The organism is Mesorhizobium sp. WSM4819 (assembly GCF_055811215.1).
This window is the reverse complement of sequence record NZ_JBVVQO010000001.1, coordinates 339824-356224: the sequence shown is the minus strand read 5'-3', so window position 1 is coordinate 356224 and position 16401 is coordinate 339824. Positions and strand designations below refer to the sequence as shown.

General features: G+C 60.2%; 12 protein-coding genes and 1 tRNA gene. 7 read left to right on the top strand and 6 right to left on the bottom strand.

Annotated features, from left to right (window positions below; translation table 11 throughout):
- Positions 1–685: 685 nt before the first annotated feature.
- Both AC0L18_RS01605 and AC0L18_RS01600 read right to left on the bottom strand, forming a co-directional pair.
- Complete coding sequence (locus AC0L18_RS01605; protein WP_473490441.1) at positions 686–2686, bottom strand: type I secretion protein; 2001 nt, start codon at positions 2684–2686, stop codon at positions 686–688.
- Between the two features lie 146 nt (positions 2687–2832).
- The gene (locus tag AC0L18_RS01600; protein ID WP_473490344.1) at positions 2833–4911 is read right to left on the bottom strand and encodes a hypothetical protein; all 2079 of its coding nucleotides are present in this window, start codon (positions 4909–4911) and stop codon (positions 2833–2835) included.
- A 661-nt stretch (positions 4912–5572) separates the two neighbouring features.
- Here AC0L18_RS01600 and AC0L18_RS01595 point away from each other — a divergent pair.
- Together AC0L18_RS01595 and AC0L18_RS01590 are read left to right on the top strand one after the other, a co-directional pair.
- Positions 5573–6283 carry a helix-turn-helix transcriptional regulator gene (locus AC0L18_RS01595; protein ID WP_473490343.1) on the top strand — a complete coding sequence of 237 codons (711 nt, stop codon included), beginning with the start codon at positions 5573–5575 and terminating at the stop codon, positions 6281–6283.
- Between the two features lie 8 nt (positions 6284–6291).
- Positions 6292–6774, top strand: coding sequence for a hypothetical protein (locus tag AC0L18_RS01590; protein ID WP_027156248.1), 483 nt, complete (start codon positions 6292–6294; stop codon positions 6772–6774).
- A gap of 205 nt (positions 6775–6979) precedes the next feature.
- Here the strand turns inward: AC0L18_RS01590 and AC0L18_RS01585 are convergent, their stop codons facing one another.
- Complete coding sequence (locus AC0L18_RS01585; RefSeq protein WP_236389063.1) at positions 6980–7507, bottom strand: transglutaminase-like cysteine peptidase; 528 nt, start codon at positions 7505–7507, stop codon at positions 6980–6982.
- A 492-nt stretch (positions 7508–7999) separates the two neighbouring features.
- Here AC0L18_RS01585 and AC0L18_RS01580 point away from each other — a divergent pair, with 492 nt between their 5' ends.
- From AC0L18_RS01580 to AC0L18_RS01565, 4 genes are all read left to right on the top strand, one after another.
- A complete protein-coding gene (locus AC0L18_RS01580) occupies positions 8000–8326 on the top strand; it encodes a hypothetical protein (RefSeq protein WP_473490342.1) in 327 nt (108 codons plus the stop codon).
- A gap of 359 nt (positions 8327–8685) precedes the next feature.
- Positions 8686–9750, top strand: a complete 1065-nt coding sequence (locus tag AC0L18_RS01575; RefSeq protein ID WP_473490341.1) for a glycoside hydrolase family 88 protein — start codon at positions 8686–8688, stop codon at positions 9748–9750.
- A gap of 195 nt (positions 9751–9945) precedes the next feature.
- Complete coding sequence (locus tag AC0L18_RS01570) at positions 9946–10950, top strand: D-alanine--D-alanine ligase family protein (protein WP_473490340.1); 1005 nt, start codon at positions 9946–9948, stop codon at positions 10948–10950.
- A 39-nt stretch (positions 10951–10989) separates the two neighbouring features.
- On the top strand, positions 10990–12714 hold the full coding sequence (locus tag AC0L18_RS01565; RefSeq protein WP_473490339.1) for a GNAT family N-acetyltransferase: 1725 nt from the start codon (positions 10990–10992) through the stop codon (positions 12712–12714).
- A 58-nt stretch (positions 12715–12772) separates the two neighbouring features.
- On the opposite strand, the gene AC0L18_RS01560 is transcribed toward AC0L18_RS01565, so the two are convergent.
- Complete coding sequence (locus tag AC0L18_RS01560) at positions 12773–13837, bottom strand: DUF2332 domain-containing protein (protein WP_473490338.1); 1065 nt, start codon at positions 13835–13837, stop codon at positions 12773–12775.
- Positions 13838–13974: 137 nt separating this feature from the next.
- Between AC0L18_RS01560 and AC0L18_RS01555 the strand changes: the two genes are divergently transcribed.
- Entirely contained in the window at positions 13975–14907 is a 933-nt protein-coding gene (locus tag AC0L18_RS01555; RefSeq protein ID WP_473490337.1) for an alpha/beta hydrolase family protein, read from the top strand.
- Between the two features lie 86 nt (positions 14908–14993).
- On the opposite strand, the gene AC0L18_RS01550 is transcribed toward AC0L18_RS01555, so the two are convergent.
- Positions 14994–15068 (bottom strand) — tRNA-Glu (locus AC0L18_RS01550).
- Between the two features lie 186 nt (positions 15069–15254).
- Positions 15255–16385, bottom strand: coding sequence for a YcbK family protein (locus AC0L18_RS01545; protein WP_473490440.1), 1131 nt, complete (start codon positions 16383–16385; stop codon positions 15255–15257).
- Between the last annotated feature and the right edge of the window lie 16 nt (positions 16386–16401).

Below are 16401 nucleotides of genomic sequence, written 5' to 3'. Positions count from 1 at the left end.
TGGTAATGCGGCGCGCTGGGCCGGTTCGGAAATCCGAGGGCTCGGTGGCCGGATCTCCTGCGTGGGCGGCTCGCCTACTCGCGCGCTCGGCTGGTCCTGATTGCCAGGTGCGTCCTTCGGTGCGTTCGGCGTCTTGCGTTCCAGCATTTCCGGCTCGGGCTTGCGCGCCGGCTCTTCCTTTGGTGATACGGCACGCTGAGCCGGCTCGGAGATCCCAGGGCTCGGTGGCCGGATGGGGTCGGGGCCTCTTATGCTGTCTGCGGCTGGAGCAATGGGCGTGGCCGACGGCGGAGCCGAAGGCGCTTTTGCTTGCGGGGAGGGTGGTTGCACCTCGCGTTGCTGAGCGCTTCTAGCACCAGGTAAAGGCGCGGTGGAAGGGCGCGCTTGTTCGGTGCCCTTGGCCTGTTCGGTGACCTTGGCTGGCGTCGCGTCGCGAAGCGATGTTGGCGTTTCGGTTGGCCGGGCGTCCACTATGCGCCACAATTCGGCAACGACATCGTCCAGTTTTTCCACCGAACGATCGACCGCCCTGCTGTGACGAAACCAAGTCTGTGCGATCGGCTCGGCGGCGCTTCGCCCGACTGCTTCGCCGCCGTCATCCGGCCGATCCCATTCTGGTTCCTGGGCGAAAGCGCGCCCGGTTTGATCGCGATCTTCGGTCATTGCTGCCACCCCGGTTCGAAAATCACGCGAGAACGCTTTGCATCGGATCGGAATAGGTCTCAGGCACGAGCGAGGGATACGCCACGTTTTGAGAGGCTTCCGGCGCCAGCATGTCGTCATCGAGGAAAGCGACCGCTTCATTCACCAGCACGTCGGGATTCTGGCCGCCAAGATCGGGGCCGGTGGAAATCAGCTCCGCCTGGATGAGGATCTCGTCCGAATAGATGCCGCCGCCGACATAGGTCTTGCCGGTGGAATCCACGTCGGCAATGTAGGCATAATTGACCAGCGAGTTGGTTCCCGTTGAAATTGTCCAGTCCGCCTCCGGATGCGCCAGCGCATTCATGGCCAATGCTACCTGATCGCTGTCGCCAAGAATGGTGGTCTGTTTGATGTATTGCAGATTGAGGATGTCGCCGGAGATGTAGAGCACGCGAATCGCCCCGATGCCCGCGAATGCGCCATCGTTCAGTATGTCGGAAAGGTCAGCTTTGCCGTTTTGCAGGCTTTCACACGCCTTGCGATAAGCTTCAGACATCGCCTCGAAGCGATCGCCGGCGCCGTAATTGACGATGTTGGCCTGGTTCCAAAGCAGATTGTCGCTGGTGGAGGCCGCGCCTTCGCCGGTTGTCTGGAAACCATCGACCGCGCCGATCAGGTCGTTGTCCAGGAGCACGTTCAACTGATGGATGATGTTGGCGTCATAAATGTTTCCGCCGACGACGATCAGGTCGTAATTGAAGCCCAGTTCGTCCAGCGAAATGTCGTTGGCCGCCGTGTTGGCGCCGGCTGTCACCAGCGTCTTGACTCCCGATGACGACAGGACGGAAACGTCATTGTCCATCATGAAGGTGTATTGCTGGATCCAGTTCATGATGAGCAGGTCGCCTTCGACCTCGGTGACAACCCAGTGCTTGGGGAAGTCACCCTGCTTGGCCTGCGACGCCGCAGCTTCCGCCGACGGATCGATGCGCTTGAACATCGCGATATTGAAGCCTTGGGTCGGATCGGTGGCGTTCAGGCCCCAACCGTTGACGGAGGAACTGACGAGGTCGCTGTCGCACGAGACGTTGATCTGAATGATCGCGTTGAGCTCGACATGGTCGCCCATCACCGCGCAAACCGGCGACTGCAGCCAATTGTTGGCCATCGCCACGCTGTTGACGAGGAGATTGCCGCCGGCTTCCAGCTCGACCGAAACATCGATGTCGATGCTTCCGGACCCAGGCGTGTAGGAGGGTTGCTCGGGCTCTTCTTCCTCTTCCTCCTCCTCCTCGGCTCGACGGTGCTTCTCCGGGAGGTGATCGTCGAGCTTGGGCGCTTCGTCCACGGACTGCCCATTGACGTAAGTGCCTTCGATGACGTCTGCCTTGACGACGAAAACATCGGCTTCGCCATCCGTTTCCTCCGGATAGCCGTTGAGCCGTTCGCCGGCTGTCTTGATGACAGCCACTATCTCCTCGGACGAACCCGGCATTTCCAGATCGTCGATCGGCGACAGATCCGCCGCCGCGCCCAGCAAGGTCGCCATTTCGGCAGCATGGTCCGCTGCTGCGGGAGAGAATTTCAGGCCATGTCCGCCAGCGCCTGTATAGTCGTTGTCGGAGAGCCGAACCTCCTGATTGATAAGGACCGCCACCGAGCCAGGGGGCTCGATATGGGGCAGGATCAGGCGTGAAGGCGCACTCCCCATCGGGTACGCTTCCTGGGGAAGCAGGAAACCTGGATAGGCGACGTCCGGCTGCGGGATTGCAGGGATGTCTGGAGGAACGAATTGGAAATCCGACCAGGGTGTCGACAGGACAAGTTTTGGTGGAACTGGCGAATACTCGATGGAGGGAACGAAATCCTTCAAAGTGTATCCTGCGTCGACGTTGACCGTTTGACTGGCAAGCTCCGGCGTTTCTTCCTCGACCGCCTGGGCCGCCTTGAATTCGTCATAGGCTTTCCTGAGACGGGCTTGCTCCAGCGTGATTTCAAAGAGTCCCACAAAGTGGCTGATCGCCTCGGTGATCTTGTCCATATACACGGAAGTTTCCTCCGGTTTTCGAGATCATCCGCGCCCTTGCCGGGTCGCGCTTCTCTTCTCTGGTTCAAAGGACTGCGCAGGGTTTTCCCCCGCGCAGTCCCTTTTTGCAGGTCCCGCCGTTGCGAGACCTGCCATGCCAGTTATGCCGCGTCGTCTTCGCCTACCAGCGAGCTGGTGAGGTTGCCGCCCACTACAGTCATGTCGACCGAGTGGCCTTGCAGGTTGGCGCCCATCACGATCTGCTGGTTGAAGCCGTTCATGTCGATGGTGCCATTGGCGTTGGCCTGGCTTATGGCTTCAATGTGCTGGTCGTGGCCGATATTCGACCCCCAGCTGCCGCCGTCGCCGCCAGCGCCAGCCGCGCCGCCGGTCGCAGTCGCTGCGCCGCCGTTGCCGCCAGCGCCGCCCGTGGCGTCGCCGCTCCAGGCATAGCCACCGTCCGCTCCGTCAGCCCAAGCGCCGCTGAGAGCAACCGCGCCCGTTCCACCGGTCGCCGTCGAAGCGCCGCCAGTCGCATCGCCGCCAGTCGCGTCGCCGTTCGTGGCCGCACCGCTGGTGGCTGCGCCACCGGTGTTGACGTTGCTGGCCAGGCCGCTGCCGGCGCCGCCGCTGCCGGCTCCGCCGGTTGCGTCGCCGCTCGTGCCAGCCCCACCCGCGCCGCTGGTTCCACTGCCGCCGGCGCCGCCGACGCCAGAGCCAGAACCAGTGCCAGTGCCAGTGCCAGAGCCAGCGCCGCCGGTCGAGTTTGCGCCGCCGCCAGTCGAGGTTGCAGCGCCGCCATCGACATCGGCGAAATTGCCGGCATTCGCGCCGCCGCCGCCGCCACCGCCGCCACCGCCGCCACCGCCGCCGGTGTTACCGGCATCGGTGTCGCCATTCGCGGCGATCGGGATAGCTACGGCGACGTTGTCATCCTTAGACGACCAGGCATCGCTGTCGCTGCCAGCTTCGGCATCGTCCATCAGCGCCAGGGCGACAGGTACCGCGGTCGAGTCGCCGCCGCGTCCGCCATTGCCGCCGTTGCCGCCGTCGCCGCCCTTGGCGTCGGCAAAGCCAAGCGCACCAGCGTCGCCGCCCTTGGCGTCGGCATCGCCGCCTTCGGCCTTGGAGTCGCCGCCGACGCCAACGCCCAGGCCGAGGCCCAGGCCGAGCCCGACGCCGTCGCCGCCGTCGCCGCCCTTGGCGTCGCCGCTGTCGCCGCCATCGGCTTCGCCGCTGTCGCCGTAGCCGCCCTTGCCGTCACCGCCGAGGCCTGCGCCGACTGCTATGCCGGTCGCGTCGCCGCCCTTGGCGTCGCCGCTAACCGCGATCGGCACGGCGTCGCCGCCATTGGCGTTGCCGCCGTCGGACTTGGCGTCCGCGGAGCCGACGACAATCGGCACGCTTACGGCCACGCCGCCGCCCTTGGCGTCGCCGCCCTTGGCGTCGCCGCTATCGGCATCGCCGCCCTTGGCGCCGAAGCCGCCCAAAGCGACCGAATCGCCGGCATGGCCGCCGTCGCCGCCGGCATCAATGCCTTCCTCGGACTTGGCGTAGCCACCCTTGGCGTCGCCCTTGTTGCCGAAGTAGCCATCATTCTTGACCGTCGCGCTGCCGAGATAGTCGTTGTCCTTCATGTCGCCGGTCTGGTTGATGATGGTGGCGCTGTGGCCATTGCCGGCACCGGCAAACGCACCGTTCAGGACGTCCGAGAAGCTGACGTCATCGCCCGGATCGAAGCTGATGTCGCCGTCGCGGCTGAACATCATGACGCCGCCGAGGCCGACAGCCACGTGGTCGAGGTCAGCGAAATCGTCGTCCGACTTTCCGTCCGACGACGCGTGGGCGCTAACACTGGCTTTAACGTCGGTGTGGTTGGTGTTGGAGTTGGAGTTGTTGTTGTTGTTGTTGCTATTGTTGCTGTTGTTGTTGCTGCTCGAATTGCTATTGTTGTTGTTGTTGTTACTGGTCGAATTGGCCGTAGCGTCAGCGTCGCCAATGCCGATGCCAGCTCCGATACCCACGCCTACGCCAACGCCGACACCGGTGGAGTCAGCGTCGCTCTTGGAGTCAGCGTCGGATTTTGCATCGGCATCGGATTTGGCGTCGGCGTAGGCGTCGCTCTTGGCGTCGGCGCTGGCGTCGCTCTTGGAGTCAGCGTCGGATTTTGCATCGGCTTCGGCATCGGCGACGTCGCCGATGAACTGCCAACCGGTGTTATTGTTGGTGCGAGTAGTCATTGTCGTTCCCTCGGTTAGGGGCCGCGACAACCGAACCACATTCATTCTGACGTGGTCTTGGGCTGCTCGCGGCCGTTAAGTTTTCATGTGGTTGGTTTTGGATCGCCTGCGCCTAGGGGACTAAGGCCGGAGATCCGGTCATCGTCTGTTTGTACGGCGTCACCTCCCTTTGACGGGGGAGCGAGGCAGCCAGGTTGCGCACGAGTTTCCGCCTGCGCCGCCCAACGGTGCGGTCGCTCGCTGCTCTCGTGACTCTCTGGATGTTCCCCAAGCTCCCAATTCGGAACATTGGAAGTCTGTGACCGTCAGCCGTAAATTGTAAGCTGATAGTTGGAGCTAGCCCGTTTGGGACGAACTGCTCGCCATGAAGGGTTAAATCCTGGACGGTGACTAGGTCGGCAGCAATCGTGAATCGCGGACAGTTACGCGCCGCGCCGCTGCCAGCACGGGTTGCCCCAGCAATTGCCTAGCTCGTCAGGACTATATTTTTCCGCCTATTTTTGAGTTAGGAAGTCGTTAACGTGTGTCGTCCGGGTTAGGGGTTCCCGGCCTTTTGTGAGTGTTAGTAGACAGGTGGGCCATGAATGGGGTGGATGGGGTGGAGGCGAGCGGACGAGGTCGAGCTGATACAGCCGATAGAGAATCCTGGGCCCGACGAACCTTGCTGTTCATCGCCCCTGACGACACGATCTCCGATAGCCTGGTGCATGCCGTCGAAAGGGAATTTCCGTGGATCGGGGCTGAGCGCGTTCGCGACCTGTCCGCCACTTGGGCTGCGTTCGATCCTTCGGTTTCCCTTATTCTGATCGATGCGGTGTTTCTGAGCGAGATCGATTCCTGTTCCGCCCAGCTGGCCCGCTTCCACCCGGCAGCCATGACCGCTGTGATGCAGGACGACGGCAGGAGGCCACTTTCCCCCGATGAAGTCTTTGCGTCGCGAGTGGTGCGCGGCGTGCTTCCCATGAACCTGAAGCTGGATGTGTGGCTTTCCGTGATCAGGCTCATGCTGCGCGGAGGCGAGTATTTTCCCTTGGCCATGTTCCAGCCGTACCTGAACAACGGCATCCCGCATGGCGACGCGAAGGAAGCGAAGCCCGCCATCAAACGGCAAGCCGCACTCGAGGAGTCAGGCCAGCTGACATGTCGGGAGAGTCAGATCCTGGAGATGGCGTCGCAGGGACTGCAGAACAAAACCATAGCGGCCGCACTTCGCCTTTCCGAACACACCGTCAAAATTCACATGCACAACATCATCAACAAGCTGGGCGCCCACAACAGGACTGAAGCCGCAGCCCTTTTTCATGCCAGACGGGTTGCGGCCGCCGGAATGGTCCCCGGTGCGGATCGCCCGGTGATCTCAACTCTCACGTGAGCAGGTCGATGCCACGCTTCCAGGAGATTTTACTGCTTGTTGGTCAATTGAACTACACATGGACCAACACGGAAAGCTTGCTGATTTACCTGATTGCGGGTCTGGCGAAAGTAGACAAGGAGACTGCGATCGTCATTTTCCTGACGCTGAACACCACGCGTGCACGGATCGAGCTGGTCGAGCGGTTGGCGAAGATGGCGGGAACACCGGTTGAATGCCGACGCCAGGTCCTGGAGATTGCCAGCCAGCTTACCCGGCAGGGAAAGCTGCGCAACAAATACAGCCACTGCATCTATTCGTTCGACGAAACGGGAACGCACGCGAGCACGCAACTAATGCGCATCTTCGACAGCAAGGATGCAATCAAATATGGGAAGATCGAGGAGCTCGACGATTCCGAGATGAAGCGGATCAGCGCCTCCATCCAGGCGATCAGCGCAATCAACAAGGATATTTGGCGGGTCGTCGAAAGCAATTCCTTTCCGCATTGAATTGCTTGCCCTGTGATGCCGCGCATCGAGGTTGACGTGGGCCACGATCAGGCCGCCGTGACCTCTGCCTGTACGCATTATCGCGCAGAGCCGGTGACGGTAGCTCCCAACCGCCGGGCTGAGGACGCCAGATCGAAGATAGATCTGGTTTGCGCCCCGGGGAATCGGCGAGTGAAATCGGCGCCGGGCGATCAAGGCACGGGTGTCAGGTTCTTATCCGCGTCCACTTGCCGTTTTCGGACTGGGACTGCCGAGCGAAATAACGGTACGAGGTCCGTGACCAATTCCTGATCGCGCCCGTCCTGTTGTCCAGCACCAGATCGCCCTGGTTCGTCCGCACCGTCAGGACCGTATGACCTGCGCCGCCAAGCGTCGCAACGGTCAGCAACATGGCGGATGCGGGCCACCCGCGTTTCAACAACTCAGCTTTCTTGAGGATGGCGAAATCCTCGCAATCGCCTTCGCCGGTCGGCAAGCCCCAGACGTCGGCTCGGCCTGCGGAGTCTCTGTCGCCTCTCTCCTTGATGCGGCGATTGACCGACTTGTTCACGCTCGCAAGTTCCGCTTCCAGCCTCGGCGTGAGTTCGACCGCTTTGACCTTGCCGCGGGTGCTGCAGAGCGCCGGATCGCTGGCGCAGAATTTGTAGAAGGCGGCCGGTGCAAAGGCGTAGCCTTGCGTGGCCATCTTCGTTGCTGTTCCGGTTGTTTGATTGCTGCAGCCGGCCAACAAAATAGCCGCCGCGAGAAGCGCCGCTGAACGAATCACTGAGTGTCCCCTTTTGGTGGGTCGCCATAATCCTTATGGGGATTGGTAAATCAATCCTGAGAATCGCGATTGCGCAGGAACAAATTGTTTGCCATACTTAACAAAGTGTTACCGATGGTCGGTAATATTGACCCTTTCGCGCAACCAAGGGGACGGGAGCGCCTTTTTTTCCCTCAAGGAGGAAGAAAATGCACCTGTACCCTGACGTCTCAAGCACGATTCTAAGAATACTGCTCCTTTCATCCGCTGCCTTCACGGTGGCAATGATCACACCGGCCACCGCACAGCAGAGTCAACGTCCTCGGCTTGCGGCTGCACAGTGCCAACCTCTCACTGAAGCCAATTTCGCGCTTTGCTGTATTGCAGCCAACCGCACCAGCATTCTTTCCGCCGCGCAAATCGACATGTGCCCGCCGGTTACCACGGCCCTTATCACCGCCGCCTTGAACGATGGCGGCGATGGTGACGGCGGCAATGGCGGCGGCGGCGGCAATGGCGGCGACGGCGATGGTGACGGCGATGGTGACGGCGACGGCGATGGCGACGGTGACGGCGACGGCGATGGTGACGGCGACGGCGGCAATGGCGGCGGCGGCGGCAGCGGCGGCAGTGGCGGCAGTGGCGGCAGCGGCGGCAGTGGCGGCAGTGGCGGCGGCGGCGGCGGCGGTGGTAGCGGCGGCAGCGGCGGTGGCGGCGGCAGCGGCGGCTAACGACCCCACCAGATGTTCGCTCGATAATCGCGAAGGTGAGCGTCTAAAGGCGCTCACCTTCCGTTTAGGATACTGAACTGGAGGGCCGGCGCGAGGGTGACTATCGGCCGCGAAGCTATCTTCACTCCTCCGCGCCGGGCTTCGTCGCAGACCGGCCCTTCAATTGCAGCGACAAACCAGGATCTTCACGGCTCTCTACGCTCATTTGGAGCCCGGCCCTACAGCCGAGGCCGTTGCCACCGCATAGACCCTGCCATTACAGTCGACGGTTGAAGAGCAGCCCAAATCTCGATCAATCTCGGCGAAACCATGTCCGCCCACCGGGTTCAAACCTCCAAACGCCTCATGCCGAAGACGAGCTTTCATCGCGCCGAACGGTCTCCCGAACGACGGACGGACGTGTCGCTGCCGGAGGAGATGGCAAGGATCCGAGACTTGGCGGAAGCCTGGACAATCCGTAATATTGGAAAAAAGGGCCTGTTTACCTACAGTATCAATCCGTATACGGGCGAGAAATCCGAAAAAAACAATGAACTGAGACAGCTTATGTCATCGCGCACGTTGGCGGAAATGAGCGTAGGAAATCTCTCGCTTCGCCCTGTTCATCGCCGCAATTTATCGTTCATCATGAATACATGGTATAGGGAAGAGCGTGGCATTGGTTATATTGAATATGATGGCAAGTCAAAACTCGGGGCGAATGCGATGCTGCTTCGCACATTCGCGGCAAGCCCTCATTTTGGACAGTTCCAGTCAAAGGCTAGGGCAGCCGCGGAGGGCATCCTTGCGCTCCAGAATGCAGACGGGTCTTTTCGCCCTTGGCTAAAGGAGCCGAATTATTCCTTCGACGCAAAATATCTCTTAACATTTTACTCAGGGGAAGCACTGGTAGCTTTGCTGGAATATTATTTCCGAACTGGATTAACCCGTTATTTTGACGAAGCGGCGCGCAGTGCAGAATTCTATTTAGATGAATATGTCCGCAATATCGCAGATAATTATTACCCGGCATACGTGCCTTGGCACACCATCGCTTATCGGCATCTATATGAGTTGACGAAAGCCGATAAATTCGCCGAGGCGGTGTTTACTCTGAACGACAAATTGCTTGAACTTCAGGACCGGTCGTACAGGATTGGACGATTCTTCAATCCAGAAACCCCTCAGTACGGCCTTCCGCACGCGTCCTCGGACGGAGTTTATACCGAGGGGCTGGCTTATGCATTCGAGATGGCGCAGCGGACAGGGGATGAGGTGAGGGCAGGGCGATACCTTGACGCTATTATGCTCTCGTTGAAAAACATCGCATCTTTGCAGTATAGAGAAAAACTGGATGAATCTTCTCTTCCTTTTTATGCGTACCGAGGAGCCATCAGGACCAATGCAGAGAAAAATAGGTGGGCTCGCATAGACAATGCCCAGCATACGATAGACGCTATCCAGGCCTTGGGGAATTTTCTCGGAAGCAAGCAGGCTTCTACATTCGAGCTGGGGCTTTGACTCCCGTCAAAGGACAGCCGGGAGCCCCGAACTGCTCCTGCGTTTCTTCACCCGGGCAGTGCGGCCAGCAACCCAGTCTGGATCTGTACCATTTCGACCTTCAACGCCACCCAAAATATTGCCCATGGTTCTGCTTGACCGGCTCAAGCCATGATGCAAGCATGGAAAAGCGTTTTGAACACATCAGGCTCATAAATGCCGACGTTGGAATACCTGTTGACCCCATCGCCGGAAGAGCTGGCGCAAACCCATGTGCTGTTTTTGGCGCGTCATGCCCTCGACTCCAGCCCGGAGCGCAGGGCCAAGTACGGCTACCACGTCGTCTACCATGCCATCATGCTCGAAACGCTGCGCGGGCTGGGTTTCAGGGTCACGCCGGCGAGCGAGCACGAGGTGCTGTTCGGGCCTTTCGACTTTGATTTCCTCTATGCCATTCATTCGCATGCGATATTCGATGGTCACGAGCTCCTGGCGCCGGCAATCGCGGCCTATCGTGGCGTCCCGTGTCTCGGCGCATCGGCGTCAAGTCGGGCGGTCTCGGAAGACAAGGTATTGGCCAAGCAACTGGCTGCTTCGCTGGGGCTCGATGTCGCCAAGCACAGGATCATGCAGCCCGGTGAGGTCAGCAATGACAAGTTCAGCCTGCCCGGTTCGTGGATTGTCAAGCCGCGAGGGGGTATCGCTTCCGACGCAATTGTAAAGGTCGAGAACGAAGCGGATTGGCGGGATGCGCTGACAACCATCTCGGATCCGCGTCACGGCGGCCGTGAATTCATTGCAGAAGAGTTTGTGCCGGGCCTCAATCTGACGGTTCCAATTGTCGAGGGCTTCCCCCCGGGTTCATTGGCGGTCTTCGAGGAGCGCGGCCGCCCTGGCGACAATGTTCTGACCAATGAAGCAAAGCGAGGGCTCAACAGTTCCTACAAGTCCGCTCCTTACGACGGACCGGGAGCTGAAGAGGTTTCGGAGGCAACCGCACGAATGGTGGCCGAGATGTCGCCATTCGATTATGCCCGCTTCGACTTCCGTTATGATCCCGACACGCGGCGGACCGTTTTCATCGAAGTGAACATCGCCTGCAACATGGCGCCGGCCTCGGCGGTCTATCGTTCGGCCGCCCTGCATGGGATCAAGTATGAAGAACTGGTGGGACATGTTTTGACGCACAGTCTCAGGCGTCAGAGAAAGCGGCAAAGATAGCCGCAACGCTCGATAGGGCACTTCAGTGATGGTCAGCGCATGCAAATCGATATGGTCGACAAATTCGAAGCGTTGCAGCCGCTGAGAGAGAATTGGGACCGGGTATATGACTCCGATCCGGAGGCGAACTTCTTCCTGTCGTGGCCATGGATGTCGAATTGGCTGCGACGCCCAAATTGGGTGATTTTGGCTGCGCGATCTCCCGGGTCGAACGAGTATGTCGCCTTCTTCCCTTTGCAACTCGTCACCGGGCTTGATGAGCAGACGGGGTTTTATAGCAGCATAAGGATGGCCGGCTCGTATTTCGCCACCTATACGGGCTTCATCTGCGTTCCCGAATTCGAAGAGCAAGTCATTTCGTCGTTCGCCGATCGCCTGCAGGCGCTGAATTGGGCAACGTTACACTGCGACGACATTTCGATATCGGCCAGGCGCCGTCAAATGCTGCTTGGAAGCTTTTCCGACAATGATTTTGTGAAAGAAAAGATTGAACGACGTCGCCATACAACCCGAACAGGCGAAAACATAAATCATGACATCTATATGTATGTCGATTTGCCAGCCGATTGGGACGAATTCCTGGATGGCAACCTTGGCCCGAAAACCCGTCGTGATGTCCGCCATTTTCTTCGTCAGGTCGAAAATAGCGGAGAATACCGGATAAGTTTGGCGGACTTCGAGACAATCCAAAGCGACCTGGAGGTTTTCTATCAACTTTGGCTTGCGCAGTGGGAGGCCAAAAGCCGCGTCTATGCTCAGGGTGTTATTGCCAACTGCCGCCATATGTTACTTGAGTGCCACAAAACGGGTGTGCTGTTCGCGCCCGTATTGTGGAAAGGCGATACTCCATTAGGAGTACACATTACGTTTATCGACAGGTCAAAGGGTTCACTCGTCTGTTTCCTTGTCAGCCGCAATCTCGCAATTCGGAAGCCTCCACCGGGCTTGGTGCTTCACGCCTACAGCATCCGTTGGGCAATTCAAAACGGCCTCAGGACCTACGACCTTGGCACTGGAGATTTTTCTTACAAGTACAGTTTCGGATCGAAGGAGCGGCTTGTAGAGGGTGTCCGGATCGACTCCACCAACAGCCGCGGAAACAGGCTGGATCGAAGAAGCCTTCCCTCGGTGATTTCGTCGGTGCGAAAGCTGCGTCAGGAGGGGAAGTTCCATCTGGCCGAGCGCGGTTGCAGGCAGGTGCTCGAAACTGAACCGAGCAATCTGGAGGCGCGCCGGCTTCTGGACGAGCTTGTGGCGGCTAGGCGTATCGAGGAGCAATTTGCGCGTGCGCTGCAATGCCATCGGAGCAAGCAATTTTTGGATGCCCAGAGGATTTATCTGCAGGTACTGACAGCAAATCCCCGGCATTACGACGCTAATTATCTGTTGGGCGTTCTATGTCTTCAGGCCGGTCGGTATCAGGCAGCGGACACCTACCTCGCTCGCGCCACTGAGATCAATCCGAAAGCCGCAGCTGCGTACAACAACAGGGGGCATGCCTTGCGCGGCCTGAAACGGTATGACGAGGCTCTCGCGTGCTACGAGAAAGCCATCGGGGTGAAACCCGATTTCGTGCAGGCAATGAACAATCGGGGGGTGACGTTGCGGGCGTTGGGGCGCATTGATGAGGCACTCGCCAGCTTTGACGAGGCGCTGACGCTCAAACCGGACTTTACCAAGGCCTTGTCCAATCGCAACCAGTTGCGTGTGCCCCTGCCGCGCGATCGTTTGTCCATCGCCGATGATGTGGACACCTTAGAGTAAAGCGCATCGCGTTTGCATCTGGTCAAGGACAGGAATGGCCGGATAAACCGTCGACCTGCTAACCTTTCCACTCCATCGACAGCCCATGCGGATCGCAGATCGCGAGCGTTTTGACCCTGCGCTCGCCATTGAAGTATCTGCTGACCTTGAGAGGATTGAACGTCTCAGTGGGGTTGGGGTGTGCGACCTCGCCTTCCACGGTGACGCGCCAGACCGGCGCCGTCTTGCTCGCCTCCAACAGGATATCGTTTATGCGTCGGTGTTGTTCGCCGGAAAGCTGATAGCCCATTATCGTGTGATACACGCACCGGGCTTGGTAAGGCGGAATCTCCGCCAGCGCAGAGGCCAGGTTCAGCACGGCGTCGCCGCCTTTGATCCGGGGCGGATGCGCGGCGGCGACCTTCAAGGCGCCATCCAGTTTTGTAAGCCGGTCAATGCGCTCGGGCCAGACAAGCGCCTTGAGCCACCGGCGTTCATTTTCATCCCGAACATCGGTCGGATAAAGTTCGAGGCCGATCCTCGATGAAACGGGGGGCGGGAACATCCCCAAAACAGGCACGCCAGGCCCTTCAAGGATGCAGGAAAGGACGAAATCCGCATCGGTCCACCGCTCCAGCTTCGGAGCGCCTGTCCCGTCCGTATACCGATATCCATAGCTGTCAAAGTTCAGGTTCAGGCCGGCGCTGGATCCGATCTCGACGAGGCCAAGCGGAGCGGCGGCTTCGCGCGCAACCAGATCGAATGCGGGCAGCAGCAGCGCGCTGCGGCCAGCCTCGTTGGTGTTGGTGGCGCGCTTCGAGATGATGTCGACGAGTTCGGCTTCGTGGGCACCGCAAAAAGCGGCGAAAAGTTCGAATGCGCGATCGTCGGCCGGCCGCGTTCCGCCCAGACTCGGATAATAATCCTTGAGCGGATGGTCGACGCCGCCGAGCAGGAGATACTGTACCGCGCCGAAGACAAGGTTCGCCGCCGGCTGACCCTTCCTGCGCCCTGCCGCCAGGCGCTGCAGCGCGACGTTGTCCGCCATCCCAAGCGACAGCTTTTCATAGAGGGGAGAGCCGCCACGACGAGACTCGTTGGCAAAGAAGCGGTAATAGTGAGCGCTTGTTTCAAACACCACCATAGCACGGACCTAGCGGGTAATAGATTGTCTTGGATGTGGATTCCACCTGAAATTGCCTTAATGCTTTCGGCCCAGCGGGTCAAGGAACCGGGCGAACAATAGAGGCTCTCGAGCATACACTCTTGTGAGACTGGCGGATGAACGAAAGCGTGGACGATTCACCTTCGGGATATACTATCATTGATGGCGCCTTTCGCGACGAATCGCGCAGCCGTTCGGTGCCATACCGGCTTTATGCCCCGGCTCCCCTCTCTGGCGCTTACCCGGTGATCCTTGTGTCGCATGGCATTGGCGGATCGCGCGAGGCGATGCCTTACCTCGGGCGGCGCCTGGCGGAAAGCGGTTACGTGGCGGTGCAACTGCAGCATACCGGGACGGACAGTTCGATCTGGCAACACGCAAACTCTCTTGCGGAAGTCTACCGCATTCTTCGTGAAGCCATGTGGGACGCCAATGCGGCGCGCGCGCGATTTCAGGACGTGCCCTTTGCCCTGCGCGAGCTTGCACGCATGAACGGCGAGGGGCGGCTCGCCGGCCGCCTAAATTTGACACGCATCGGCATGGCCGGACATTCTTATGGAGGCGTCTCGACGATGGTTGCAGCAGGGCAGAGAATGGGCCCGGGCGGGCAGTGGTCGTTCAAGGAGCCAACAATTCGCGCTGGCCTGGTCATGAGCCCGAACATACCCATCCAGGGCGGCGACTTGGCCGCCCTTTACCGCGATATCGATATCCCGCTCTTTCACATCACCGGCACAAAAGATGGCAATGCGGTGCCCGGCAACAAGGAATTCGATCCGATACAGCGGACCCTCCCTTACGCAGCGCTGACCATCCCTCATCAATATCTGCTCGTTCTCGACGGTGCTGGCCACAATGCGTTTTCCGGCCTGAAGCACGGACCACACGCCCACGGCCCCGAGGAGGAGACCCGCTACACGCGCGTCGTCCAAGATGGAGCAGTGGCGTTCTTCGATGCCTACCTGAATGGGAACACGGCGGCTCTGGCGGCGCTTCGCCAAACGTTTCAATCCAGCCTTGAGCCGACCGACAGGTTTGAATGGAAATAGCGGGAAAGTCCGCCAGCGTTCACTGACAGTTGTTCGACCTGGATTCGACGTGGCAGGATGGGGGAAGCAGCCAGCTTGACTTTATCTGGTACGCCCAAGGGGAATCGAACCCCTGTTACCGCCGTGAAAGGGCGGTGTCCTGACCGCTAGACGATGGGCGCGCTCAGATGTGAGCGCTTATAGTTGCGTTGCACCAAACCGGCAACCCGTCTGCCGCTACCTGCGACAACTTTTTTCGGTGACCGCAAAACCGCGCATTTTCGGCGATTTCCCCGGTTCGACGCAGCATCGCGTGCCGTGCTGAGACAGCACTGCGGGCGTTGCATGGACGAGAGGAGAACCAGCCTTTACCGCCGCCGACGGCAGCGCCAGTTCCAGTCGCGCTCGGGACCGACGTCGATGTGGACGGATTCGGTATGGCAGTAGGTGCCGACCCCGCCGCGCCCTGGCATGCTGCGGATGTAGCTTGCCAATTGCGCTTTCGAGACGCCTGGAACCTGGATATCGGCGGCGGCGCAATACATGTGCAGCGAATTCTTGGCGCCGTTGGCGCGGCGGTTGCGGGCCGGGTCACGATAGCCGGAGGTGACGATCATCTTCTTGCCGTAGTGGCCCTCGATCGTCTTCAGCACGCGGACCAGCGAAGGTTTCAGGCAGGCAACGTCGACATTCTCGGTCTGCTTCAAAAGACCGTTGGGCGCCAGCCGGGCAAGTCCGGGAGCGTATGCCACCTGATAGGCGTCATCCTCGTTCAGGTCGACGTCGCTGTCGTCGTCGAGGCCGGATTTGCGCTTGATCTCGAAAAGCGCGGTCTTGCGCACGCCAGGCAGCGCGTCCTCGGTGAAACGGCTGGTATCGCCGAGCGAAGCCAGTTGCACCGGCTTTTCAGCCGGTTTGGCCGAGGCCAGGGTGATGGCGGGTTTTGCCACCGCCTTGGGCTGCGCGGCCTTGGGCTGCGCCGCCGACGGTTGCTCGCCCGACCTGTTGTTGGCCTGCGGGGCTGCCGAGGCGGGCGTGGCGCTGAACAAAGAGGCGAAAAACCCCTTTTTCCTCGGCGCATAGGCCTGTGGCTCTGCGGCGGTCACATAGACCGGGTTGTTCATCGCCGGCGCGGCGGCCTCGGCCTTTGATTTCGGCGACTTCGGCGTGGCCGTGCCGGCATCGGCGGTTTCAGTCTTCTGCGCAGCAGCGTCGGCCTGTTCAACCGTCTGCGCCGCCTGTGGCTGCGGCGTTTGGCCCGCAGCCGTCTCTGCGCCCGCTGTAGCCGCGACGGGGAAGCCGGCATCCGATTTGGCGCCTCCCTGGAGGGCCTGCGCCCCTGGCTTGGCCGCCGGCACAGAAGCGACCTGCTCGGGAAGGCTTGCGTCGCCCTTGGCGGTCATCGTCATTTGCGAAGTCGTCATCTGCGACGATGAATCGGTGGTGACCTGTTGGGTGCCGGCGGCCGTGTCCGTAGCGGAGGCATTGTAGCCAGGCATGCCGACGGACAGCGAC